Consider the following 22,329-nt stretch of genomic DNA (forward strand, 5'->3'; position numbering starts at 1 on the left):
CACCCTATACGAAGCTTTTCGCCCAGGCCTGCGCCTTATCCCGTGAATGAATTGGCGACCAATTCCACGCATGACCACGTGGTATACGCCCGGGTGACAGGGGGACGGTTCTTCTGTCACCTACCGGATCGTAGCAGGTTCACGGGCGGGTCGTGCATCGTCGACTGCCCTCACTGGCCAAGCCGTGAAAAGTAACGCCTGTTACAGTTTGTTTCGGCCTCAATCGAAAACTGTTTGATTCGTCGCTCCGAAGGGGCTAGCATTGGATGCAGCATGCGAGGCCGCCGGCTGGCCGCCCCGCATGGGCGGTGGCGGAAACGCAACTGCTTGCCTCCATCATCCACAGTCATCCGTACCTAGGCGACGCTCGTACTCATAATGAACGCAGATGCTTTTGCTGCGTCGACGCAGGCCGTTTCAAGACATTGGCGCGTCACGCGTTGGGAGAGGAGACCAACATGGAAGCAACTCCCAAAGGGAAGCTGCCAAGGCTCGCACTAAGCCTGATTGCAGTCATCACCATGGTGCTGGGGCTTATGTCCGGCGCGGGTTTAGGGAAGGCCCTGGCGGATGATGCCGAAACCGGTCGCATTGTGCCCGCAGAGCTGCAGACCGCCGCCGAGACGTACCCCCTCTGGATTGGCGAGACGCAGGTCGCGAGCGATAACTTGCAGGGTCAGGGCTGGAGCTTCACGCCAGCCGCGAACGGCAATCCCGCTACGTTAACGCTGAGCGGCTACAGCTACACGGGCCCGGGCAATATGGAAACGCTGCAGGACTACGATGGCGAATGGGACTACTATCGCCATGCCCCGATCTTTTGGAATGCTGACAGCGCGCTGGTAGTCAAGCTTGCAGGCGAAAACAGCATCGTCGTCACCGCCGATTCTACGGACGGCAACGCTTCAGAAGGCAGTGCCGACGAAGAGGATGAAGATCCAACCCATCGCTACAGTGGCATCTTCTGTGCGGGGAGCCTGACGGTCAGAGGGACGGGCAGCCTTTCTGCAAATGCCGGCGGCATGGAAGACGGAGATGCCGGCATCTACGCAAGGGGCGACGTGAGCATCGAGGGCGGCTCAGTATCGGCGACAGGCTACGATTACGGCATCTATTCGTACGAGGGCACGATTGCCATCGGCGCAGACGCCGGAACGGTTGTCGCCGAAACCACAGGGGGCGCGAACTCGATACACGGGATAAGAGCCGAATACGGTGACGTGAAGATCGACGGCGGTACGGTCACCGCCAGTGGATATCGCGGCATCTCCGTGGGAGGCGACATCGTAGTCAACGGCGGCGAGGTTTTTGCACTATGCTCCGTTCCCTCCTCCTACACAACAAGCATCATGGCCCCCTGTGGCATCGCCTGCGACTACGGCACCCTGACCGTCAACGGCGGCACGGTCACCGCAAGGGGCCACCAGTACGGCATCTACGCCGTGCGTCACCCCGCATCGGGCGAAACGGGATTGGTTCCCGGCATTGCCATCAACGGCGGCAGCGTCGTAGCAGAAAGCAGGGAAAGCGAAAGCAGCGGCATCGGCATTGACGGCTGCATCATGACCGTAAAGGGAGGCTCCGTTCAGGCATCTGGAAACGGCGACAAGGCATACGGCGTGAGCGCCATCAATTCCAGGGGCGAATCCGGCAACGGTTCGCTCGTGATCGAAGAGGGGGTTGCGTCTTTTATCGCCCAGGGCCCGGCCGGCGCCATCAACGCGGATACCAGCGTGAAGAACGCCGTTGTCGGCCTTGGCTATTCAGACGTTGCCGGTACCGAGGGCAAGACGTCCATTGAGGCCAATGCGGATAGCAAGGACTTGAGCGGCTACAGACGGGCCCTTTTCCCGGCCACCGCGGCTTCCGCTACGACGTCGCCTGCGGGGAAGAGCCTTCCCTACACCGGCAAGCCCCAGGAGCTGGTGACGGAGGGCGCAGCCAGCGGCGGCACCATGCTGTACTCGCTCGACGGGAGGGCGTATGCCGCCGAGCTGCCCACCGCGACGGATCCGGGCGAGTACACGGTCTACTACAAGGTGGCCGGCGATGCGAGCCATGTCGACTCCCAGACGCAGACGGTGACCTCCACCATTGCCGAGAAGGCCTATCCCGCGCCGACCACGTCCAACAGCAAGGGTTCCGCCTTCGCCTCTCAAACGGACGAAATCACCTACACCGTGAACCAGGAAGTGCCCAGCTGGGCGACGTTCGTGCGCACGTGGGTCGACCTTGAGAGCGTCTTGCAATACACGGTGGACGCCAGCGACGTCGCCGTGACGTGCGACGGCACGGCGCTAAGCTCTGCCAAGGCATCCATCGACGGCCAGAAGCTCACTGTGGAGATAGACGATGCCACGGCCCTGCGCGGCAAGACCATACAGATTTTGTACAAGGCCAGGCTGCGCTCAGGCGCGAGGCTCGACCCCTACCTCAACGCCGACAAGAACATCGCATCGGTGCCTTACCAGGCGCACACCTCTTTCAACGGAGAGTCAAAGGTGGTCTCGTCGCAGGTGGAGAGCGTGAAGTTCAGGGCAAGCGCCGCGGGCGGGTCGAGGTCGGACCTCCCAAAGACCGGCGACACCATGCCGTACGCGGCTCCCGCAGCCACAGCCCTCGTGGTGCTGGCCGCTGCGGCGCTCGCGCTCGCGGCTCGCAGGCGCCATCGCGACTAGACGAAATCAATACGGGCTATTTGCGATTAGCAACGCGGCCGAGGATTTTGCCAATCGCGAAGATCAGGTACCCGAGCACGACGAAGGCGACGATCATCGCAACGATGAAGAGCGCGACTCCGCCGACGCCGGAGATGGCGGGATCGAGGAAGGGATAGGGATACCTGGTTATCCCGGCCGTAGTGCCCCCTCCCAAATCCAGGCCGAGGGGCCCGGGAACCGCGTTTCGGACGTGAACTGCTTGGCCCCGCTTCTTCTCTCCAAACACAGATGTCAACAGAGGGTTGACATAAGCGCATATACATGCGCCTTATAATTGCACCATCATCTAACGACGGGGTTCAGCGAGGTCCGACCATGGGCGAGTACGTGAAAAAGAAGAAGGACATGATCTTCCAAAGCGGGGACTCCCTGCAGCAGGTTGTCAACGTCGTCAACGAGGCGGGTGCCGCCCTCAACGACAAGAGGCGCACGATACGCGAGAGCTCCATCCCGGAAGTATTGGCGGGTGCGCTTGGCGCGGGCATCGGTGGCGTAGGCTCGTTTGCCGCGCTGTATGGCCTGGGTACGGTCGGCCTCTCTGCTGCCGGCATCACTTCGGGGCTCGCCGCCGCGGGCAGCATAGTGGGCGGAGGCATGGTGGCGGGTGTCTTCGTCCTCGCAGCGCCGGTGGCGGCTCTCGCGGCAGTCGGCGTCGGCACCGCATCCTATCTCAAGAACAAGCAGCTGAAGCAGGAGAAGGAGCGTCTTTACAAGGCCGCCCTCGAAAAGCACCAGGCAATCATCCAGGCGCTCAAGGACGAGGTAGACGCAAGCAAGGAACGCATGGACTACCTGCAGAGTCTGAACGTCCTGCTCGAGCGCGCCGTACGGGACCTCCGCCAGGACCTCGGAATCGACGACGCTGCATAGCTCCATGGAAGACGAGAAGCGCATCAACAAGGTGCTCGCCTATCAGGCAAAGCAGCTTGGCGAGATTGAGGTACCCGACACAAGCGGAATCGAAGACCGCATCGCGGCGAGCGAGAGGCTTCTCAGTGAGCTCGGATATGCGCTTCCGCCTAACGTCACGCGCACCAGCTCGACACAGCGAGCGATTCTCCGCGTGCCTTCGTGGGACGACCTTTGCGCCGAGGCAGAACAAGCCATCAGCTGCAAAGTGGAGATCGAGGACCTGTTCACCGCAGAGGAGCTCAAGGAGAACGCCCTCGCCATACGAAGGCTCAACTTCGAATACAACCAAATCCACAAGCTAGACAAGTTCGACGTTGCTATTGCCGTCGCCGCAGGGCTGCTTGCTGGGGCTGTGGACACTCTGCTCGTTGGCCTCCCGCAGAAGACGCCCGACGGTCTCAGGGCCGGGCCGCTTTCCAACTATATCCGCGATGCGTTCGATCGTAGATTTCCGCCCGAGGAGATGGAGAAGCTGGCCAACTCGAAGGTCAGCAAAGTTCCGTTTGACGCACAGGACAACCGCAACACCACCGAATGGGTCGAAGGGCTATCTGCCTACTACCACAGACTGCTGTCCCTCGGCCACGATCCCCTGCTCGGCTTCGTGTTCGGCGTGGCCGACATCCTCACGGGGAGGATGACCACCATAGACAAGACAGGTAAAGTCGTCTCGCAGGTCATGGAGAACTATGCAGACCGTACCGAAGCCGACATCTTCGCGGCTTTAGCCAAGCAGATTGCACACCTCAAGTCCGACATGACGACTTCGATGGGGCTGCCTGCACCCATGATGGGACTGTTCAACTTCCTACAGTTCGGCAGCATCGGCGAATATGAGCAGACGGTCGCGGAGATTGTTCAAGGCATGTACTACGAGGGATACGACTTCATCCACTTTTGCTCGTTGTCGGTGAGCGCGATGCTCATAGAGGTCGTCGTACGAATTGGCTATGCCGTAAAGCGGATCAAGGAGGGGATTGCTGTCAAGAACGCGATTCCCATCGGCACAGACCACGAGAGGATGCCAAAGCTCGGGACGATGCTGTTCACCGCCCATTCCGCCGCTACCGCCATCAATGCAGGCAAGGTGGTCTTCACGGAGAATCCCATGGCCATCAACTATCCCCAGTGGGTCGCTTTTGCAAAGTACTCGTACCAACAACTCAAGTGGGGTCTTGTAACGAAGCCAGCCCTGCGAGACAGGTTCGTCCTCGACACCATCGACTCTGAGTTACAGAGCGTCTACGAGGACATCGACGCGCTCTTCGATGAAGTGGCAGACGGTCGTATCCAAATGCTCCCCGCATCCACTAACTCGCTGTGATGCACCCCGGCGCGCTCGTCGTGTCGATGCGGAAGTACGCGTACGCCGTCTTGTCGCTCGCCCATGTGGTGCCGTTACCGCCAACGAGCGGCGTGGAGCACGAGTAGAAGCATTGAGACCCCGTGATCCGCTCGAAGGTAGCGCCCAAATCGCATCCGCATAGATCGTCGTCAGGTGCGAGCACCCCGAGAACATGTAGAACAGGTCCGTCAGCGTCGACGGGTCGAAGCCCCGGAAGTCGATGGTCGTGAGGTACTGGCGGTGGGTCGGGCCCGTCATACCGTCCCAGGGCGTGAAGCCGAGCCCCGCGTCGTCGACATCGAGTGCCGCGACATGTTAGGTTACCAGCCGAAATGGCACTGCTCCAAAACTGGATATGCCGGGCGTTCGCATGGTAGAGCACGCAGCCAGCAGTGCCGGTCACGGCGCACGAAGCCACATTCCAGCGCGTGGGCGCCAGCACGACCGCCAGAGCCTGCGCCGCCGTATAGAAGACCAGGTGTTGCTCCTCGATGAAGTCGTCCAGCAACTCGCACAAGAACGCGCCCTCGATCACAACGACGAGCTCCGCGCAGTCAAGCGCCGCCTGCTGCTGTCCGAGGTCTTCCTGGGCTTGCAGCTCTTCCTGCGTCTTGTCGCCATGGTTATCACCTGCCATATCAGCCTGCCTTTCTGTGACGGGCCAATAGATGCAACCGGCCGCATTGCTCTGAAAGCAACTCTATGGGAGCGTCACGAAGTGGCTTATCGAACAATGGCTGTAGTTTCCCGATTGCTTTCTTGTCCGTTATTCGATGCTTGACAAGAAGGTTTAAAATGAACTAATTGCTTCGTGATCTGTGTTGAGGGGAGGTTCTTCGATGTCAAGATATCGCTATGAAGAGCTCTCTCCGTCACAGTTCGAAAACCTCGTAGTCGATATTTGTCGCTGTCTGATTGGCAAGGGCGTTAGGGGTTTTTCTGAAGGGCCCGATGGTGGTCGTGACGCTCGTTTTGACGGCACGGCAGATGACTTCCCGAGCAAGCGGGAGCCATGGATTGGTATCACGATAATCCAAGCCAAACACACTTCTCGCGCCGATGCCGCATATTCTGACGCTGATTTCAAGGGATTAGGGTCGGTGCTTGATAAAGAAATTCTGCGCATAAAAGCTCTGGTTCAATCCAAGGGGCTTGATCACTACATCTTGTTTGCAAACCGCAGGCTTGGCGCCAATACAGAAGATGAGATTCTAAATCGTATCTCCTCCGAGTGCGGACTTGCGCTCAGTGATGTACATATATCAGGGGTCGAGGAAATAGATGACCTGCTAAAAATATATTCTGATATTGCACCTCGACATGGCCTCGATTTACTTGCGGCACCATTGCGCATCACTCGGGATAGCCTCGCGGAGGTAATCGAGTCGATGCGCAAGGCTATAGGCACGACAGGCGCTGAACCAACAGATGAACCGGTCAGGCGCACTCTGCTCACACGCAAAAATGTGTTGAATGGCGTCTCCGAAGAAGAAATTGCTCCACTCAGGAGGCGATACCTCAAAGACACACGCGTCATCGAGCATTTCTTGTCAAACCCAATGAACCAGCAACTGCTCGACAAATACAACGAGGCTGTTGAGGAGCTTAATGCAAGATTGCCGGTCCTTATAGAGCTGCACGGTGGCTTCATGGGTGCTTGGCATGCGGTTTACGACATCATGGTAAACCATGAAGAGACGCTCCGTCGCAACGCACGTCTTGTTCGGTCGGTCCAGTTTTACATGTATTGGAACTGCGATTTTGGAAGGAGCGACGATGACGATCAAGCCGAATAAGCACTCTAATCCCGATCAGACCATCATCGGCGTCGCCGCTCTCCTTCTGAAGACGCTGAGCAAATCTGGTGTGGAAAAATACGATGATCTAGAGGAGCTTGTTGATTCGAAAATCGAAGGGGGACAGTTCCTATTTCTCCCTGCATTAAATCTGCTCTACCTGCTTGGCGCCGTTGACTACCACAAGAAGTCTGATGCCTTTGAGTACGTAGGGGCACCAAGATGATCATCAGGCTGTACTGCAACAAAGATGAGTTCAAGGACATTGAGTTCCATAGTGGACTCAACGTGGTTCTCGGAGAGATTCACCTTGAGAAAGACCGCGACAAGGATACGCATAACCTGGGAAAGAGTACGCTGTGTCAGCTGCTCGACTTTTGCCTCCTCAAGGCAAGGCATAAGGACTTCTTCCTCTTCAAGCACGACGAGCTGTTCCATAACTATATCTTCTTCCTCGAACTACAGCTGGCGGATGGCAGATATCTCACAATTCGTCGCGATGTTGCTACTCCTAGCAAGATCTGGCTCTTCATTTCGCCAGATCGTGGTGTGGATGCCAGGGACCTCGACGATGATGCATGGACGCATAGGCGTCTACCATTCGAAAAAGCCAAGACCCTTGTCGACGGCCTGTTAGGCTACGAGTCGCTGCAGCCGTGGGATTATCGTAAGGTGCTAGCCTATCTGTTCAGAGGGCAGCTCGACTTCGGTGACGTGTTCAGGCCGACAATCTTCCGTGGCAAGGACAAGGATTGGAAGCCGTTCCTATTGCATGTCATGGGCTTCAATTCCGAGCTATTCTCACGCCGCTATGACCTCGAAGCAGAAATTGACTCTCTCAAAGACCAGGAGCGTCGGCTTGCGAGTCAGTTGCCCGATGGCGCGGATGATTCAGGCGAATTGGATGCGTTCCTTGCTATCAAACAGCGCGAGGTCGATGAACTGCAATCATTCTTGGATGAGTTCAAGCTTGAGCCGCATGACCAAGAAGCCGTAAGGGAGCTCGTTGAAGACATTGATGCTCGTATTGGCGAGCTAAACGACAGGCGCTACGACCTGCGCTATTCGATTGCTCAAATCGAGAAGTCGCTCGAGAAAGAGAAGCTTCTCTTCAGCACGTCCGAGGCGAAGAAGCTCTTTGAGGAGGCGGGTGTGCTTTTCGAGGGGCAAATCGCGCATAGCTTTGACCAGCTGCTTGCCTTCAATGCTGATATCACAGAGGAACGACGTTCCTACCTTTTGGAAGACCTCAGCGAAGCCAGAGCAGAGCTCAGACAGATTGAGGGTGAGCTGTCTCAGCTTGACTCCCGCCGCAGTAAGCTTCTCGATCAACTGGGTAGCAGGGATGTTGTCTCAAAGTACAAAGCCGCCACTAATGACCTTGTGCTGCGCCGAACTGAGCTGGAGACCATTAAGCAGCGCCGTGAGCGTATAAGAGAGCTTCAGAAGGTGAGACGAGAGATTGCCTCGAAGAAAGCCACATTGACAACTTGCGATGCTGAAATACAGGATGAGATTGACAGAGTTTCTGATGTCGAAGGCGCTGGCATTTTCGGCCGTTTGCGCGGTGAGTTCGACGGCATTGTATACAAGGTCATTAGCCATCATGGGATGCTATCGGTAAGCGCCAACACCGAGGGTCATGCCGAATTCAAGGCGGAGATTTCAGACAAGCGCGGCATGTCGACCAATCAAGATGAGGGTGTTACATACAAAAAGCTGCTGTGTGTAGCGTTCGACCTGGCTCTTCTCCTCGCTCATGATGCTAGTGGTTTCCCGGATTTTGTCTATCACGATGACGCCTTTGGGGGACTTGATAACCGCAAAAAGGAAAACCTTCGTGATGTGATGAGAAGCTGCGGCAACAAGGGTATCCAGCAAATCGTCACGGCAATTGATAGCGAACTTCCGACACCCGATTTCTTTGATGCCGACGAGATCGCGCTTCGTCTACACGATGACGGCAGCGATGGCAGACTATTCAAAATACCGGAGTGGTGATATGGAGCCCGAGGGGTACGCTTGGCATAACGTAGCCATATCTGACCTAGAGTCCCGCCCCGAATGCATCTACAGCGCCTATCTCGATCCCGAGGAAGAATGGAATGGCTGGGCATGTCCCTACTTCGAGAAGTTCGAGGTCGAGCGTATGGCTGAATGGCTTCCCAAGTTCGATGGCGGCCTCGTTTACAACGAGACCGCCGACATTCACCACCACCTACGACTCCGATGCTCCAGAATCCTTCACCGGTACCGACATTGATGGCATGCACCTGTATCCCATCGGCAGCGACTCATGGGCGTGGTCAATCGTAGATTCACCCACACCCGATCCCCCACCGGATTTACCCCAATAGTGATTCGTAAACCGCTGAATCTAGTTCTCTTCCGCGCAGGTAGCAGTCGAAAACCTCGTGTGCCGGCAACGCCCACATGTCGATGTGATCACAGAGCTTCTCGCTCGCTCCCGTAGCTCCCGACATCACACCTGGGAACGACACGCTCGCCAGCAGTCTTGGCTTATCGTCCTCGGTCGGCACGAGGAACGTGTTTACAACACCATCAAAACTATGGTCCTCGACGAGCCGCTGGTAAGCCGACTGGTACAGGAACTGCTTGGTTATCGATTCCACGCCGGGTTGGCCGCATATCTTACCTTGTCTGTTCGGTGAGTAGTACTTTGCATCGTAGATGTAGAAAAGGTGCCACCCGCATTCCGCGCCACGAAGGTTCGCCTCGTTGCTAAGCGCCGAGAAGTACTTCCCGATATCCTCGAAGTCGTAGTTCTGTTTCGCAGCCTTATACTCGACGACCTCCGTCTCAACGTCCCCTATAAGGCGTAGGACCAGAGAAGGCATCTCGCTCAGCTGTCGTATCGTAGCGCTCCCAACTAATGTAATTACATTAGTTGGTGCAGTCCCCCACCCAATTCTCGCCAAGGGCTCACAGAGCAAATTAATGGAGAAGAAACCGCGCTTACATTACCCAACAAGCTCGTGACCTACGCATGTCGATAGATGATGGATGGAAACTAATGTAAAGGCGCATGGAAAGCTTTATTGCGCGGCTGCGTTTACATTAGTTCGCTCACGCCTCAGCATGTGGAAGGACCGTCAGGCGAAAGAGCTCGCCAAGATCTGCGTCAAGCAAAAGGAAGACTAACCGAAAGACCCGCAGGAAAACGCTGCTCAAACCCAAGAAGAATCATTCCGGTTGTTCCCTCACGAGAGCCTTCCCAAAGTCACGGCAGAAAGCTCGAAGGGGGCATACGAAAACAGGCCAGCTCATCCAATTGGCGAGCTAACCTGCGTCAATGTTGGTCGCGGGGATTCGAGCGCCCGAAAGACGAGCCAGTGGCTCGTCTTTAGCGAGAATGGGTTCACGCTTGCGGGAACCCCCGGAACAGCCCGCAAGGGCAGCCCCCGCGAAAATGAAAAAGGCGCCCGAAGGCGCCTCGTGAATTTGGTCGCGGGGGCTGGATTTGAACCAACGACCTCCGGGTTATGAGCCCGGCGAGCTACCAGACTGCTCCACCCCGCAATGTCTGGTGCTGCTTCAAGCAGCCCAATTAGAATACGCCGAACACAGCCGCATTGCAACTTTTAATCGGCCGCACACACAAAGCACACCTTCAACGGAAGTGTCAACCGACAGCTGGTACCCCAACAGCCATCCCAGCAAATAACCCCGCAAAAGGCCCCGACACCGCAACGGTCGTTCACCTGCCTACCACTGCACCAGTTCGAATTCTCCGTTTTCGTACAACGCAAAGCTGTGACTTCCATCCTTCGGAATGCTCACGCTACCAGGGTTGACCAGGCGAATGGTACGCACATCGCCCCCTGCCGCATTAGTGTCTTCCCCGCTCGCAGGCACCAACACGCCATCACGCACGCGCATGCGCACATCCTCGTTCACCTTCACATGCGTATGCCCGGAAAGAAACGCCGCACCGCTGGGAAGCAATGGCATGCGCTCAGGCGACCACACATGACCATGCGTGCAGAACAGCGTGGCATCGCCGTCGACCAGGGTAGCGTAGTCGGCCATGCAGGGAAAGTCGAGCACCATCTGGTCCACTTCCGCATCGCAATTGCCCCGAACGGCCACGATGGATTCCGCCACCCCATTCAGCATGGCAGCAACCTCCTTGGGGGCATACCCTTCGGGCAGGTCGTTGCGCGGGCCGTGATAGAGAACATCGCCCAGCAGCACAATGCGGTCGGGTGTTTCACGGGAAACAGCATCCATCAACCTACGGCACCACGTTGCCGAACCATGAATATCGGAAGCGATCAACAGCTTCATGTTCTTCCTTTCCCTCGTTCGCTCGAGCATACCGCAATCGCAGCTGCACGCCCGCGCAGTTCACCCATACGCCATGCGGCCCATCGGCGAATGTCACAACAAGCGAAATGCATCCAAGCAAGCGCGCCTCGCATTACCCAACCGCAATGACCCGTCGAGCTCTCGCACGCATAAGAGCGAACCCACCCAACATACGCCAACGGCCTGCAGGTTTCCCCACAGGCCGTCCGAGTTTGGCTTTGGTTTGCGGGCGCGCCCGCAGCAATTACTTCAGAGCGGTGAAGCGCAGGCTCAGGCAGCTCAGGCCGCCGTCGATCTTGCGGAACTCGCTCGTGTCGAGCACGATGGTTTCGTAGCCCAGGTCCTGAACGGCCTTGAGCACCGTGGGATAGCCTTCGGGCACGATAACCGTGCCGTTGATCCAGATGCAGTTTGCGCCGTAGGCCTCTTCTTCGGGGACAACGATCTTGTTGTACTTGGCGAACTCGCGCTTGTCGATGAACTCGCCGCTCACCAGCATGTTGTTGTCTTCCAGGTAGTTCACGCCCGTCTTCAGGTGCAACACTTCCTCCAGCGGCACTTCGCTGCCGGACAGGCCGTACTTTTCCAGGATGGCGATGAACTGGCGGATGCCCTCTTCATTCGTGCGAGCGGAACGACCCACGTAGAAATGGTCGCCCACCATCATCACGTCGCCGCCTTCCAGCGTGCCGGGCGCAACGATGTGCTCGATGCGGTCTTCGGGATAGTAGCGACGAATGATGGGCTCCATCAGCTCGGCTTCCGCATTACGCGTGCCGGCGCCGGGGTTGTCGATGATTGCGCACTCGCGCGTGAGAACGGCCGTGTCTTCCACGAAGCAGCTGTCGGGGAATTCGGGGGCGTCAGGCAGAACGTCCACTTCCAGACCCAGGCTCACCAGGGCCTGAATGTACGCATCGTGCTGGCGCAGCGCGTTTTCGTAATCGGGCTTGCCCAGCTCGGGAGCGCTCGTGATGCCATCGCATACTGCGGGGCACGGGCGGCGCACAATAATGTTGGAGAATGCCATATCCAATTCCTTTCACTAACGCGGATATGCGAATTGCGTCGGCCCTAAGCCGACTGAAATGGAGCGGCCGAACCCCTTGGAGCCAGCCGCCCTGAATGAACTGAACTACCAGACGATTTGACCGGTAAGCAGGAAGTAGATGCTCACGACCAGAGCAACCAGGATGACGCCCACGGCAATCTTGTCGGCAGTGCCGCGCAGGTAGCCGTCGCCGCGCCTCTTCTTCGACAGAACGTACACCACGATGCCGGGTGCAAACAGGAAGCTCATGATGGTGAGGCCCACGGCGCCCGTCGCCCAGCAGAGCAACAGCGCATACGCAACGCCCAGAAGGCCCACGATGCCGTAGAACACGGGCGAACCGCCAACCTTGCCCTGGAAGGCTTCGGGCTCCTTGAAGGCAACCTTCACCATGTAGGCAGCGCTGAACAGGTACGGCAGAAGAATCATGCCAGCGGAAAGCACGTAGAAGAACTGATACGTATTGTCGGAGAACATCATGATGAGCAGGAAGGCCTCGATGATGCAGGCGTTAAGCACCAGCGTGCCAACCGGCGAGCCCTTCTCGTTCGTCTTCGCGAAGAATGCCGGGAAGCCAGCCTTCTGCTGAGCAGCCTCGAAGGGGCTTTCGGCAGTGAGCACGGTATAGCCCAGCATGGCTCCGATGAGAGACAGGGCCACGCCGAAGTTGATCAGGATGGCACCCCACTCGCCCACAGCGTATTCCATGAGGTTCGCCAGCGGCGGATTCTCGAGGGCGGCCAGCTCGTCGAGCGGCATAACGCCCAGCGAGAGCAGCGAAACCATGAGGTAGATGCACAGCACGCAAATGAAGGCGACGATGGTTGCCTTGCCCACGTCGGAATCGCGGCGCGCACGGCCCGAAATGGCAACAGCGGATTCGATGCCAATGAACACCCACACCGTGGTGGTAAGCGCAGAAAGAATCTTGTCGCCGCTACCGAGGATTGCCCCCGTTTCGGCATCGGTGGTCATGACGCTGAAGTTCGCCATGAACGTTTCGGGGTGGAAATGCCCCAGGAACACGATGGCGATGATAGCCGTGAAAATGGGCACCATCTTGGCAATGGTAACCACGGCGTTGATAGCCGCGGCTTCCGTAACGCCACGAGACACCAGCCAGGTATAGAACCAGATGATGCACGATGCGCCAATGATGGAGGGCAGGTTATTGCCCGACTCGAAGATGGGGAAGAAATACGCGAGAGCGCTGAACAGCAGGGCGCTGAAGCTCACGATGCACAGAATGGCGGAAATCCAGTAGCCCCAGGCGCTGCAGAAGCCAATGAAGTGACCAAAGCCTTCGCTCGCATAGCTGTAGATGCCGCCCTTCAGCTTGGGCTTCACGCGGGACAGGCAGAAGAACGTAAGCACGAGGCAGAACACGCCTACGCCGGAAATGCACCAAGCAAGTACGATAGCCTGGCCGTCGGCGCCGTTCGCCGCCATATCGCTGCACAGGCTAAAAACGCCCGAACCAACGATGAGAGTGATGACTGAAGTGATAAGATGGAAGAACCCCATGCCCTGGGGATTGTCGACAGTCTGGTCGACGACAGCTGGTTTACCAGCCATGCAAACTCCTTTATCGGGCTAAGTAAAAGCCGCGCATCTCTTACCCAGCGATATACACAACGGTGAATAGATTACCACACCTTACGTTACAGTTTTGTATATTTTGCCTGCGGTTAAGCATTTGGATAGGTGCGTCTCCACAGCTCAACCCTGTGCAATTCCTCCATGTTCAGACCGCATCCAAGGCCCGCTTCCCCGCCCACGGGGTTCACGACGAGCGACCCCTTTTCCAATACGAAGGGCGGCTCGGTAATGTCATGCTCGAAATAGCGCGACGTATCGGAAATGTCGCCGGGAATGTTCACCCCAGGGAGCATGGCGAATGCCGCATGCAGGCGCTTGCTAATGCCCGTGTCGTACATCCCTCCCATCCATACGGTTACGCCCATGCCACGGGCGCGCTTGTAGAAGTCCAGCGCAGGTTGCACTCCGCCGAACTTTCCTATCTTCATCACCACGCAACGTAGGTCGCGGTGTTCCTTCAGAATATCGTCGAGCTGGGAAGCGTTCGTCCAGCTCTCGTCGAGCGCGATGGGCGTGCGCAAGGTTCGCTGCAAACGCGCCAAGCGCTCGAACAGGCCCTTGGGCCCCACCTGCGGCATATGCTTCGGATCGAGCGGCTCTTCGATGCAGGCCAGATTCAGCGCATCCAGGCGCTTGAGCTCATCCATGTCATCTTCGGTGAAACTCTGGTTCGCATCGGCCAGCAGCGTAAGGTCGGGGAATTCCTCGCGTACCGCAGCAATGGCGCGCACATGACCCGGCTTGACCTTGATCTTCACGCGACGATAGCCCGCCGCAAGCGCATCGCGCACGGCGTCTACCGTTTCGCGCTCGCTGGCGATGCCCACCACGGCGCCACCGGGAGCGCACCCCTCGGGCACGCCCGCAATGGAACCCTCTTCGCTCACGGCATCGCGCGCGCCGATGAGCTGGCGTACGGATAGACCCATGACCTTGCCATACAGATCCCAGAACGCCGATTCCACCGCGGCTGCCGCTAGCGGATGCTTCTGCGCGGCGGGAACGCGCGCAAGCACACGGCTAACCTCGATGGGATGCAGGAACGTATACTTCAAAACCACCGGGATAATCGACTTCTCCAGAACGGGAAGATCGTCGTCGATGGTTTCGGGAAGATACCAATCGGTGGAAAAGGCGACGTCTTCGCCCAGGCCGCAACGGCCCGCCCAGTCGGTAATGCGCACGATAAGCGATTCGCGCTCGCGCACTTTCGTGCGAGCCGTTCGCTGGCCGCCGCCCACCATGGGCTGCTTCACGCGCCAAACGTCGATTTTCACGGCCTCAAGGCGCTCGTTATAGCGCATGCGCAACGCCATGCGGTTCACCTTGCCGATTCCCGTACGCGGAAACTCCGGCAGGACCACGATATGCTTGGGCATGTAGATGCGCGCCAGGCGCGATTGCAGGCTGATGCGCACGGAGTCGGCCATGTCCTGGGCGTTGAAGCCAGGCTCGTATGCCATCTCGCGCGCCTCGGCGAACGCAACGGGGCGACGACCCCAGTCAGGGTCCTCCACGCCGAAGACGAACGCGTCGGTAATGCCCGGGACCTGCAGAATCTTCTTGCGAATCTCTTCGGGATAGACGTTTTCGCCGCCCGAAACGAACATATCGCCCGTGCGTTCCGCAACCTCAACCCTGCCATCCACCAAACGTGCGCGGTCGCCCGTGATGAAGAAACCGTCGGACGTGAAGGCGGCATGCGCATTCAGGTACCCCTTGAACACGCCAGGACCGCGTACGCCCAGCTGACCGAAGCCGTTTTCGTCGGCAGACAAAATGACAACCTGGTAAGGCGCCATGATATTCAACGATGTTGCCCCACCCGGTTCGTAGAGGCGGGAAGCCACATGGCTGCACGTTTCCGTCATGCCATAGCTCGTGTACACATGCGCGTCGAGCGAAGCCGCCTTCTCGAGCGTTGCGCCATTGGGCGCTGCGCCCCCAAGCAGAATGCACTCGTAACGGGGAAGGATTTCCGCCGCATACGAAGAAGCGAGCATGTCCTGCAGCATCTTGTCGACCACCGAAACGTGGGTGCAGCCGTACACGGCCGCATCGCACAGCGTCTGCGTGGCGTCGAAATGACGATACAGAATGAACGGCGTGTCATTCAGAAGCGAGCGAATGAATATCTGCAGGCCACCTACGTGATACATCGGCAGGGTAAGCTGCCAAGACCCCTCACCGGGCGCATTCAGGCAGCGATTCGACGCAGCCGCGGCGCCCTGCAAGTTAGCCCACGAGAGCTCGGCCGCCTTCGGGCGACCCGATGTGCCCGAAGTGAACATGACCACGGCACGCGCATGGCCATCGAACGCGCCGCTCCCCCGCTGCGCCCAATGGACGAGCTGCGCGGGATCGACATGCGATGAGGCGATGAGACCCATGACGTCGTTTTCGCCGAGCACGCGCATATTCGATACGCCCAGCGCATGTTCGGCAGCGCGCACGCGGTCCTTCTTCTCTTGCGAAGTGAGACGCGCGTTCAGCGTGACCACGGCGAATCCGCCATACGCAGCTGCCAGCAGCAAGTACAGGAACGCGGGCGAGTTGCCCATATCGCTAGCCACCACCCCTCCGCGGTGAATATCGGCCGCTTCCAGAGCCATGCCCAAGCGCGCGGCGCTCTTTCGCACCTGCGCGCAGTTAACCTGGGCATACTCCGACGACGCGTCGATAAAACACGGAGACTGGGGCGCTTTGGCGATACGCTCCTCGATATGCTGCAGAATCGTTGCAGTCATCGCTCATGCACACTCGTTTTCACGTGAAACACCGGCAGATCCTAGGGAAACTTGGGGAACTGCTTGAAGTCGGGCTTGCGCTTTTCCTTGAACGCGTCGCGGCCTTCCTTGGCTTCGTCGGTGGTGTAATACAGCAGCGTCGCATCGCCGGCCAGCTGGGCCAGACCAGCATAGCCATCGGTTGCGGCGTTGAAGCTCGCCTTCATGAAACGCAGGGCCGTGGGGCTCCACTGCATCATCTCGCGCGCCCAGGAAACGCATTCCGCTTCCAGCTCGTCGAAGGGAACGACCTTGTTGACCATGCCCATCTCGAGCGCCTCGGCGGCCGTGTACTGGCGGCAGAGGTACCAGATTTCGCGAGCCTTCTTCTGGCCAACGATGGCAGCCAGGTACGAAGCGCCATAACCAGCATCGAAGCTGCCGACCTTCGGGCCCGTCTGGCCGAACTTGGCCGTATCGGCCGCAAGCGACAGGTCGCACAGCAGGTGCAGGATGTGGCCGCCGCCGATGGCATAGCCGTTGATCATGCCGATGATGGGCTTGGGCACGATGCGCATGAGGCGCTGCAGGTCGAGTACGTTCAGGCGCGGGATGTTGTCCTCACCCACGTAGCCGCCATTGCCGCGAATCTTCTGGTCGCCGCCGCTGCAGAACGCCTCATCCTCGTGCCTGCCGCCATGGTTGGCGCCCGTGAGGATGATGACGCCGATTTCGGCATCGTCACGCGCGACGGAAAACGCGTCGTACATCTCGTTGACGGTTAGAGGGGTGAACGCATTGCGGCGCTCGGGTCGGTTGATGGTGATCTTCGCGATGCCATCGAACGTCTCGTAGACGATTTCGCGGTACTCCTTACCGCGCTTCCACTCGAAATCGCTCATAGCCTACCTTCCTATTCCACGCCCCGCGCTCGGTTGAGCAGCTGGGCAAATTCACCTGGTTGTTCCATATGCACGTTATGCCCGCAATCGAAGAAGTCGACGGCAACGCCAGCCGCTTCCGCGGCGCGGGCCTTGCGTGAGTATTTTTCATCTTTCGAGCCAGCCACATACAGCACGGGCATGGGCAGCGACACCATCATATCCAAAGTGCGTTCCTGAAGGGGCATGTTCTGCACGCCCCCATCGCGCAGTTGCGCGGCAAGCGAGTGCGGGTCTTGGGCCAAGCGCATCGCACGCTGCGTACGCTGCACCTCTTCAGGCTGGTTGAGCTGGGAGGAAAAGAGCGGCAGGCGCTCCCACCATTCCACGATTTCCTCGATGGATTCGGATGCTTCCATCTGGCGCGCCCATTCGAGGTTACGCGCAGCATAGCGCTCGCGCACGTCCTCGCTCACGCAGCCCAGGCCAGCGCTTTCCAGCACCAAGCCCGCAAGCGATTCGGGATAGAGTCGCGCGTATTCCAGCGCAACGCGCCCACCCATGGAATAGCCCACGAGCAGCACGCCCAGCGCACCCGTTTCGTCGAGTATGCGCTCGACCGACTGGTGAACCGATTGAGCAAGCTCGGGAAGCGAATAGCCAGAAGCATCGCGCACGTAATCGAGGGCGTACACGCCTTCGGGACGCATGCGCTCCAGCACGCTGTTCCAGGTACGCGAATCCTGCATGAAGCCATGCAGGAGAACTACTGGCAGAGACACGATGCGATTCGCCTACCAGTAACGCGCGTAACGGTTTTCCACGCCCGCCAGGGGAAGCGAGACATCGATGATGTTGATGCCCGGCTCGCCCAGGAAGCTCTCGTAGATGCGACGGAAGTCATGCACGCTGCTCACGCGGCGGTACCCAGCGCCAAACGCCTGCGCAAGATGCTTGCAATCGACGTTCTGCGGCGTAAGGAACAAGCGCCCGAAGTACTCCTCGGTGGACTTCTGCGGAAGCATGTCGAAGATCGCGCCACCGTTATTGTTCAGAAGCACGATGATGATGGACGGTACGGGGCCATCGTGGCGGATTTCGCGAATATGCATCTCGTTCTGCAGCGAGAGCGCGTTTGCGTCATGCAGAAACGCCAGGTCACCCGTGAGGACGGTGGTCTGCTTATACGCCTGAGCCGCGCCGATGGCAGAGGAGAGCGTGCCGTCGATACCGTTCAGGCCACGGTTGCAGAGCACGCGGATGCGCTTGTCGGACTTGCAGTAGAACGTATCGAGCGCGCGGATGCTCATGCTGTTCGCGCTGAACAGCAGCGAATCCTCGGGGATGAGCGACATCATCTTGGCGACGTAGGCTCCCTCGAAGTCATCGGCTCCCACGCGGCTGGGCACCGACGTGATGCGCTCGCGCGCTTCGTCGTTGGCAGCCATCCACTCTTCCACTGCCTTCACGCTTGCGGCGCTCTTGGCGCGCACGCCAATCATGCCGGCGGCGAACACCACGGGCAGCGCATGCACGAACAGCGAGGTGCTGGCGGAGTAATCGCGCGTATCGCGCATGTCGACGGCAATCTGCGTGGGATTCATTTCCTGCAGCGCCATGAAGCAGCGCTTGGAAACGGGCCAGCGGCCGAAGCGAATGACAACATCCACGCGAGGAGCTTCCCCACCGAATACCGTGTCGTAGTTGTCGATAATATACGGGTCGTCGACGCTGCGCAGACCGGAAAGCGGGTCGGCCAGAAGCGGGATGTGGCATTTATGGGCGAACTCGAGCAATACCTGCACGTCTTCGTCGTTATTGCAGGTACCCTCGCCGCACAGGGCGATGGTGCGTTTGCCGTGGAACACCTTGAAGATGCCGCGAGCATCGCCGGGGCGCAGGCCCTGACCGGGCACAACCGTGGGAGGAAGCGGATTCACGACCGCATCCCCCTTGCTGCGCGCAGGCTTCAGGGGCTCGTCGAATGGGAAGTTGATATGCACGGGGCCGCCGTCGCAGCTTGCCGCACCGGGAACGGAACCATGGGCGGCAACGCATGCCTCGAGGGCAGTCTGACGGGCGAACGCAAGTGCTTCGTCGGTGGCCGCAGGCTGCGGCATCTGGACGAACTTCTTCACGTGGTCGCCGAACATCTTCAGCTGATCGCAGGTCTGGGGCGCTCCCAGGCCCTGCAGGCGCGAGGGGCGATCGCCCGAGAGAAGCAGCAGCGGCACGCGGCTCGCCTCCGCTTCCAGCACGGCGGGCATCCAGTTGCCCACGGCCGTGCCGCTCGTGCAGATAACGGCAACGGGCTGGCGCTTCGCCTTGGCCAGTCCAAGCGCGAAGAACGCGGCACCGCGCTCGTCGACATCGACGTACACGCTGCTGAAGCGCTCGAACGCCTTCATGGCGAGGCCCGTGGAACGGGAACCGGGGCTGATGACGTAATCGGTGATGCCGCAACGCTCCAGCTCCGAGAAGAACGCATCCAGGTATTCAGAGGTGATTTCCGCGGGTTCGGTGGGAACGACGCGCGGCTCGCGCACAGGCGCAGGCTCGGGCTCTTCCTTCACCGCCGCAACGGGGGCAGCGGTATGAGCGCCCTGGGGCTCCTCTTCCTGCTGCGGTTCAGGCGCGGAAACGGGCTCGACAGGCTGGGGCTTCGCGGCGGGAGCCGCAACAGGCTGCGCAGCGGGAGCGGCCTGCACGCTGGCGGATGCCTGCGGAGCAGCGGCGCGAGCGGCAGCTTTCGACTGCGCATGCGCGGCAACGGCCGATGCGGCGGTTACGGCCGCGGCAGTCGCTTCGGCGCGACGCATGGCAGCCATGGCGGCGCGGCGGGCCTCGTCGGCCTCACGTTCGCGACGCGACATGGGAACCTGCTGAGACTTGGTGGACGGAGGCATCGTGTAGCCAGCCCCATCGGATACCGACGGAGAGTAGCTACGGCCGCGTTCGCGCGCGATAGCCTTGGCAGCAGCCTCGATGATTCCCTGATCGATCGAGATTTTCCTTGCTGGAATTGGTTGCGTTGCGTCTTCCATTAGTCCCTATCTTCCCCATCAAACGCCGAAAGAATGGTTTTAAGCTTCAAATTTATCTCATCGTATTCCGAATCGGCATCGCTGCCGGCCACGATTCCGCAACCTGCATACACATAGCCGTCTTCCCCGTCGAACACGCCGCAGCGAATGGCCACCGAAAACGACCCATTGCCGTCGCCGTCGACGTAGCCCACCGACCCGCCAAAGAACCCGCGATTATAGGGTTCCACCCGACGAAGGAGCATCATGGCCTCGCCCACAGGCGTTCCCGACAAGGCGGGAGTGGGCGAAAGCTGGCCGGCGAGGTTCTGCACGCTGCGACCCTCCATCATCTTCGCCGCGACGGGCGTATGCAGGTGCTGCACATGCTGCAGAGGCTTGATGATGGGAGCAGCGGGAATATCGACATCGTGACAATTGCGCTCGACAACCGAGCGAATGAAATCGACCACGAACGCATGCTCGCGTCGGTTCTTGTCGTCGGAAAGCAGCTCGTTCGCCAAGGCCTCGCGTTCTTCCGCAGAAGAACCCACGCCAATGGTGCCCGCGAGACATTCGCTCTGGATGTGCGTGCCGCACTTGCGCACGAGCAGCTCGGGCGTGCATCCGCAGAAGAACACGTCGCCATAGCGATACATGAACACGGTGCCACGCGCTGATCCGTCGATGAGATTCACCAGCAGGTCTTTGCTGGAAAAGGGCGTGGAGGCATGCAGGGGCAGGCGACGCGAAAGCACGGCCTTCGACACGCGACCCGATTCGATGGCGGCAAGCGTGTCTTCCATCTCGCGATGCCATACGTCACGCGAATCGCTGCCAAGCTGATACTCGATGGTGCGGCGCGTGCGTGCGGGAGCCGACTTGGCCTGGCGCACGAAACGCTGCACACGACCCTCGTATACGGGGCCGAGGCTGTTCACCTGCAAGTACGTACCCGTTTCGTTCCGCAGCAAGACGACTTCGGGAACCATGAAACGCAACTGCGGAAACGACGAGAACATCTCGTCGGCAGGAGCAGGGTTTTCCGCGTCGAAACGCTGGAACGTGAACATCACGGGAGGAATGGCCTGCGAGCCGCAGGAAACGTATTCCGTTTCCGATGCGGAGCAGAGAGCGATGCAACGGCCCAGGCCGAACAGGCGCGACGGGCCGGATTTATCGTAGTAAACGAACTGGTCGGTGAACCCTTTTTGGAGCTGGCAGAATGCATCTACGATGTCCGCACCCAAAGGCAATGCGTACGTGTAGATTTTTGCCATGAACCGCCCCTATCGCTCGAACCACGTTACCCATTCTAACATTGATACGGTACGGCCGATGGCACAGCGTCGGTGGCGCGCAAGCTGCAAACAACAAGCGCATCCACGGCATTAGCGAGACAGCAAACCCAGCAGATTTTCCGGGCTATGCAGCATGACATCGGCGCCTTCCGCAAGCAGAACGGGTTCGGGATTGTACCCCCACGAAACGGCGGCGGCAAGTACCCCCGCACGCTTCGACACTTGAACGTCAACAGGAGAATCGCCCACGTACACAGCCTCTTCAGGAGCGACGCCCAATTCCTCGAGCGTCTTCAGGAGGCCCTGCGGGTCGGGCTTGCGCGGAAAGTCGGCGCATTCGCCATGAACGGCATCGAAGACGCCCGGGAAGTACTTATCGGTGACTTCCTTCGTGGCAGCATCGAACTTGTTGCTGAGCACCGCGACCTTCACGCCCATGCGCTTCAGAGCGTCGAGCGTAGATGCCATGCCCTGATAGGGCTTCGTCTTCTGAAAGCCAAATTGCGGATACAACTCGCGCCAGCGATTGAGCACCGCCACGCGAAGCTCCTCGCTAGACTGATGGGGCACCGCCTGGTCGATGAGCGCACGCGCGCCCGCGCCCACGTAGCTGAGGATGTCCTTGGTCGTATGCTGAGGCAGCCCA

General features: G+C 59.1%; 19 protein-coding genes and 1 tRNA gene. 7 read left to right on the top strand and 13 right to left on the bottom strand.

The window, feature by feature from the left end:
• Positions 1–458: 458 nt before the first annotated feature.
• Entirely contained in the window at positions 459–2,678 is a 2,220-nt protein-coding gene (locus AC04P6_RS04605; protein WP_475565426.1) for an isopeptide-forming domain-containing fimbrial protein, read from the top strand.
• A 16-nt stretch (positions 2,679–2,694) separates the two neighbouring features.
• Here the strand turns inward: AC04P6_RS04605 and AC04P6_RS04610 are convergent, their stop codons facing one another.
• Positions 2,695–2,946 (bottom strand): hypothetical protein, encoded by a 252-nt coding sequence (locus tag AC04P6_RS04610; RefSeq protein WP_475565427.1) that lies wholly within the window; start codon positions 2,944–2,946, stop codon positions 2,695–2,697.
• Positions 2,947–3,035: 89 nt separating this feature from the next.
• On the opposite strand from AC04P6_RS04610, the gene AC04P6_RS04615 reads away from it, so the two are divergent.
• Together AC04P6_RS04615 and AC04P6_RS04620 are read left to right on the top strand one after the other, a co-directional pair.
• Positions 3,036–3,590, top strand: coding sequence for a hypothetical protein (locus tag AC04P6_RS04615; RefSeq protein ID WP_475565428.1), 555 nt, complete (start codon positions 3,036–3,038; stop codon positions 3,588–3,590).
• A gap of 4 nt (positions 3,591–3,594) precedes the next feature.
• Positions 3,595–4,956: a hypothetical protein gene (locus AC04P6_RS04620; protein ID WP_475565430.1), complete on the top strand. Its 1,362-nt coding sequence runs from the start codon at positions 3,595–3,597 to the stop codon at positions 4,954–4,956.
• Here AC04P6_RS04620 and AC04P6_RS04625 read toward each other — a convergent pair.
• Positions 4,943–5,140, bottom strand: coding sequence for a hypothetical protein (locus AC04P6_RS04625; RefSeq protein WP_475565431.1), 198 nt, complete (start codon positions 5,138–5,140; stop codon positions 4,943–4,945). The two genes, AC04P6_RS04620 and AC04P6_RS04625, sit on opposite strands and share 14 nt — an antisense overlap.
• A gap of 207 nt (positions 5,141–5,347) precedes the next feature.
• Between AC04P6_RS04625 and AC04P6_RS04630 the strand changes: the two genes are divergently transcribed.
• The 4 genes from AC04P6_RS04630 to AC04P6_RS04645 are packed head-to-tail and all read left to right on the top strand — an operon-like array spanning position 5,348 to position 8,774.
• Positions 5,348–5,758, top strand: a complete 411-nt coding sequence (locus tag AC04P6_RS04630) for a hypothetical protein (RefSeq protein ID WP_475565432.1) — start codon at positions 5,348–5,350, stop codon at positions 5,756–5,758.
• Between the two features lie 58 nt (positions 5,759–5,816).
• Positions 5,817–6,773 carry an ABC-three component system protein gene (locus AC04P6_RS04635; protein ID WP_475565433.1) on the top strand — a complete coding sequence of 319 codons (957 nt, stop codon included), beginning with the start codon at positions 5,817–5,819 and terminating at the stop codon, positions 6,771–6,773.
• Positions 6,754–6,999 carry an ABC-three component system middle component 8 gene (locus AC04P6_RS04640; RefSeq protein ID WP_475565434.1) on the top strand — a complete coding sequence of 82 codons (246 nt, stop codon included), beginning with the start codon at positions 6,754–6,756 and terminating at the stop codon, positions 6,997–6,999. Before AC04P6_RS04635 ends, AC04P6_RS04640 begins: the two co-directional genes overlap by 20 nt.
• Entirely contained in the window at positions 6,996–8,774 is a 1,779-nt protein-coding gene (locus AC04P6_RS04645) for a DUF2326 domain-containing protein (RefSeq protein ID WP_475565435.1), read from the top strand. Before AC04P6_RS04640 ends, AC04P6_RS04645 begins: the two co-directional genes overlap by 4 nt.
• 344 nt (positions 8,775–9,118) lie before the next feature.
• On the opposite strand, the gene AC04P6_RS04650 is transcribed toward AC04P6_RS04645, so the two are convergent.
• The 11 genes from AC04P6_RS04650 to AC04P6_RS04700 all read right to left on the bottom strand — a co-directional run.
• Positions 9,119–9,631 (bottom strand): LlaJI family restriction endonuclease, encoded by a 513-nt coding sequence (locus AC04P6_RS04650; protein WP_475565436.1) that lies wholly within the window; start codon positions 9,629–9,631, stop codon positions 9,119–9,121.
• A 605-nt stretch (positions 9,632–10,236) separates the two neighbouring features.
• Positions 10,237–10,313, bottom strand: a tRNA-Met gene (locus tag AC04P6_RS04655).
• Between the two features lie 186 nt (positions 10,314–10,499).
• Positions 10,500–11,081 carry a phosphodiesterase gene (yfcE, locus tag AC04P6_RS04660; RefSeq protein ID WP_475565437.1) on the bottom strand — a complete coding sequence of 194 codons (582 nt, stop codon included), beginning with the start codon at positions 11,079–11,081 and terminating at the stop codon, positions 10,500–10,502.
• 265 nt (positions 11,082–11,346) lie between these two features.
• Positions 11,347–12,132 (bottom strand): dimethylarginine dimethylaminohydrolase family protein, encoded by a 786-nt coding sequence (locus AC04P6_RS04665; RefSeq protein WP_475565438.1) that lies wholly within the window; start codon positions 12,130–12,132, stop codon positions 11,347–11,349.
• Positions 12,133–12,237: 105 nt separating this feature from the next.
• Entirely contained in the window at positions 12,238–13,728 is a 1,491-nt protein-coding gene (locus AC04P6_RS04670; RefSeq protein WP_475565439.1) for a basic amino acid/polyamine antiporter, read from the bottom strand.
• 113 nt (positions 13,729–13,841) lie between these two features.
• The gene (menC, locus tag AC04P6_RS04675) at positions 13,842–16,499 is read right to left on the bottom strand and encodes an o-succinylbenzoate synthase (RefSeq protein WP_475565440.1); all 2,658 of its coding nucleotides are present in this window, start codon (positions 16,497–16,499) and stop codon (positions 13,842–13,844) included.
• 41 nt (positions 16,500–16,540) lie between these two features.
• Complete coding sequence (menB, locus tag AC04P6_RS04680; RefSeq protein ID WP_475565441.1) at positions 16,541–17,380, bottom strand: 1,4-dihydroxy-2-naphthoyl-CoA synthase; 840 nt, start codon at positions 17,378–17,380, stop codon at positions 16,541–16,543.
• 11 nt (positions 17,381–17,391) lie between these two features.
• Entirely contained in the window at positions 17,392–18,141 is a 750-nt protein-coding gene (locus tag AC04P6_RS04685) for an alpha/beta fold hydrolase (protein WP_475565442.1), read from the bottom strand.
• A gap of 12 nt (positions 18,142–18,153) precedes the next feature.
• A complete protein-coding gene (gene menD / locus AC04P6_RS04690) occupies positions 18,154–20,403 on the bottom strand; it encodes a 2-succinyl-5-enolpyruvyl-6-hydroxy-3-cyclohexene-1-carboxylic-acid synthase (RefSeq protein ID WP_475565443.1) in 2,250 nt (749 codons plus the stop codon).
• Positions 20,403–21,662 (bottom strand): isochorismate synthase, encoded by a 1,260-nt coding sequence (locus AC04P6_RS04695; RefSeq protein ID WP_475565444.1) that lies wholly within the window; start codon positions 21,660–21,662, stop codon positions 20,403–20,405. Before AC04P6_RS04695 ends, menD begins: the two co-directional genes overlap by 1 nt.
• Before the next feature lie 111 nt (positions 21,663–21,773).
• Positions 21,774–22,329 (bottom strand): HAD family hydrolase (locus AC04P6_RS04700; RefSeq protein ID WP_475565445.1); only part of this gene is annotated, 556 nt, incomplete at its 5' end.

It is taken from the genome of Denitrobacterium sp. (assembly GCF_056180635.1).

Bases quoted from the DNA above. Each gene is read 5' to 3' on its own strand.
- AC04P6_RS04605 (WP_475565426.1), top strand. From the start codon at position 459: ATGGAAGCAACTCCCAAAGGGAAGCTGCCAAGGCTCGCACTAAGCCTG.
- AC04P6_RS04615 (WP_475565428.1), top strand. From the start codon at position 3,036: ATGGGCGAGTACGTGAAAAAGAAGAAGGACATGATCTTCCAAAGCGGG.
- AC04P6_RS04620 (WP_475565430.1), top strand. From the start codon at position 3,595: ATGGAAGACGAGAAGCGCATCAACAAGGTGCTCGCCTATCAGGCAAAG.
- AC04P6_RS04630 (WP_475565432.1), top strand. From the start codon at position 5,348: ATGGTAGAGCACGCAGCCAGCAGTGCCGGTCACGGCGCACGAAGCCAC.
- AC04P6_RS04635 (WP_475565433.1), top strand. From the start codon at position 5,817: ATGTCAAGATATCGCTATGAAGAGCTCTCTCCGTCACAGTTCGAAAAC.
- AC04P6_RS04640 (WP_475565434.1), top strand. From the start codon at position 6,754: ATGACGATCAAGCCGAATAAGCACTCTAATCCCGATCAGACCATCATC.
- AC04P6_RS04645 (WP_475565435.1), top strand. From the start codon at position 6,996: ATGATCATCAGGCTGTACTGCAACAAAGATGAGTTCAAGGACATTGAG.
- AC04P6_RS04650 (WP_475565436.1), bottom strand. From the start codon at position 9,631: ATGCCTTCTCTGGTCCTACGCCTTATAGGGGACGTTGAGACGGAGGTC.
- yfcE (WP_475565437.1), bottom strand. From the start codon at position 11,081: ATGAAGCTGTTGATCGCTTCCGATATTCATGGTTCGGCAACGTGGTGC.
- AC04P6_RS04665 (WP_475565438.1), bottom strand. From the start codon at position 12,132: ATGGCATTCTCCAACATTATTGTGCGCCGCCCGTGCCCCGCAGTATGC.
- AC04P6_RS04670 (WP_475565439.1), bottom strand. From the start codon at position 13,728: ATGGCTGGTAAACCAGCTGTCGTCGACCAGACTGTCGACAATCCCCAG.
- menC (WP_475565440.1), bottom strand. From the start codon at position 16,499: ATGACTGCAACGATTCTGCAGCATATCGAGGAGCGTATCGCCAAAGCG.
- menB (WP_475565441.1), bottom strand. From the start codon at position 17,380: ATGAGCGATTTCGAGTGGAAGCGCGGTAAGGAGTACCGCGAAATCGTC.
- menD (WP_475565443.1), bottom strand. From the start codon at position 20,403: ATGGAAGACGCAACGCAACCAATTCCAGCAAGGAAAATCTCGATCGAT.
- AC04P6_RS04695 (WP_475565444.1), bottom strand. From the start codon at position 21,662: ATGGCAAAAATCTACACGTACGCATTGCCTTTGGGTGCGGACATCGTA.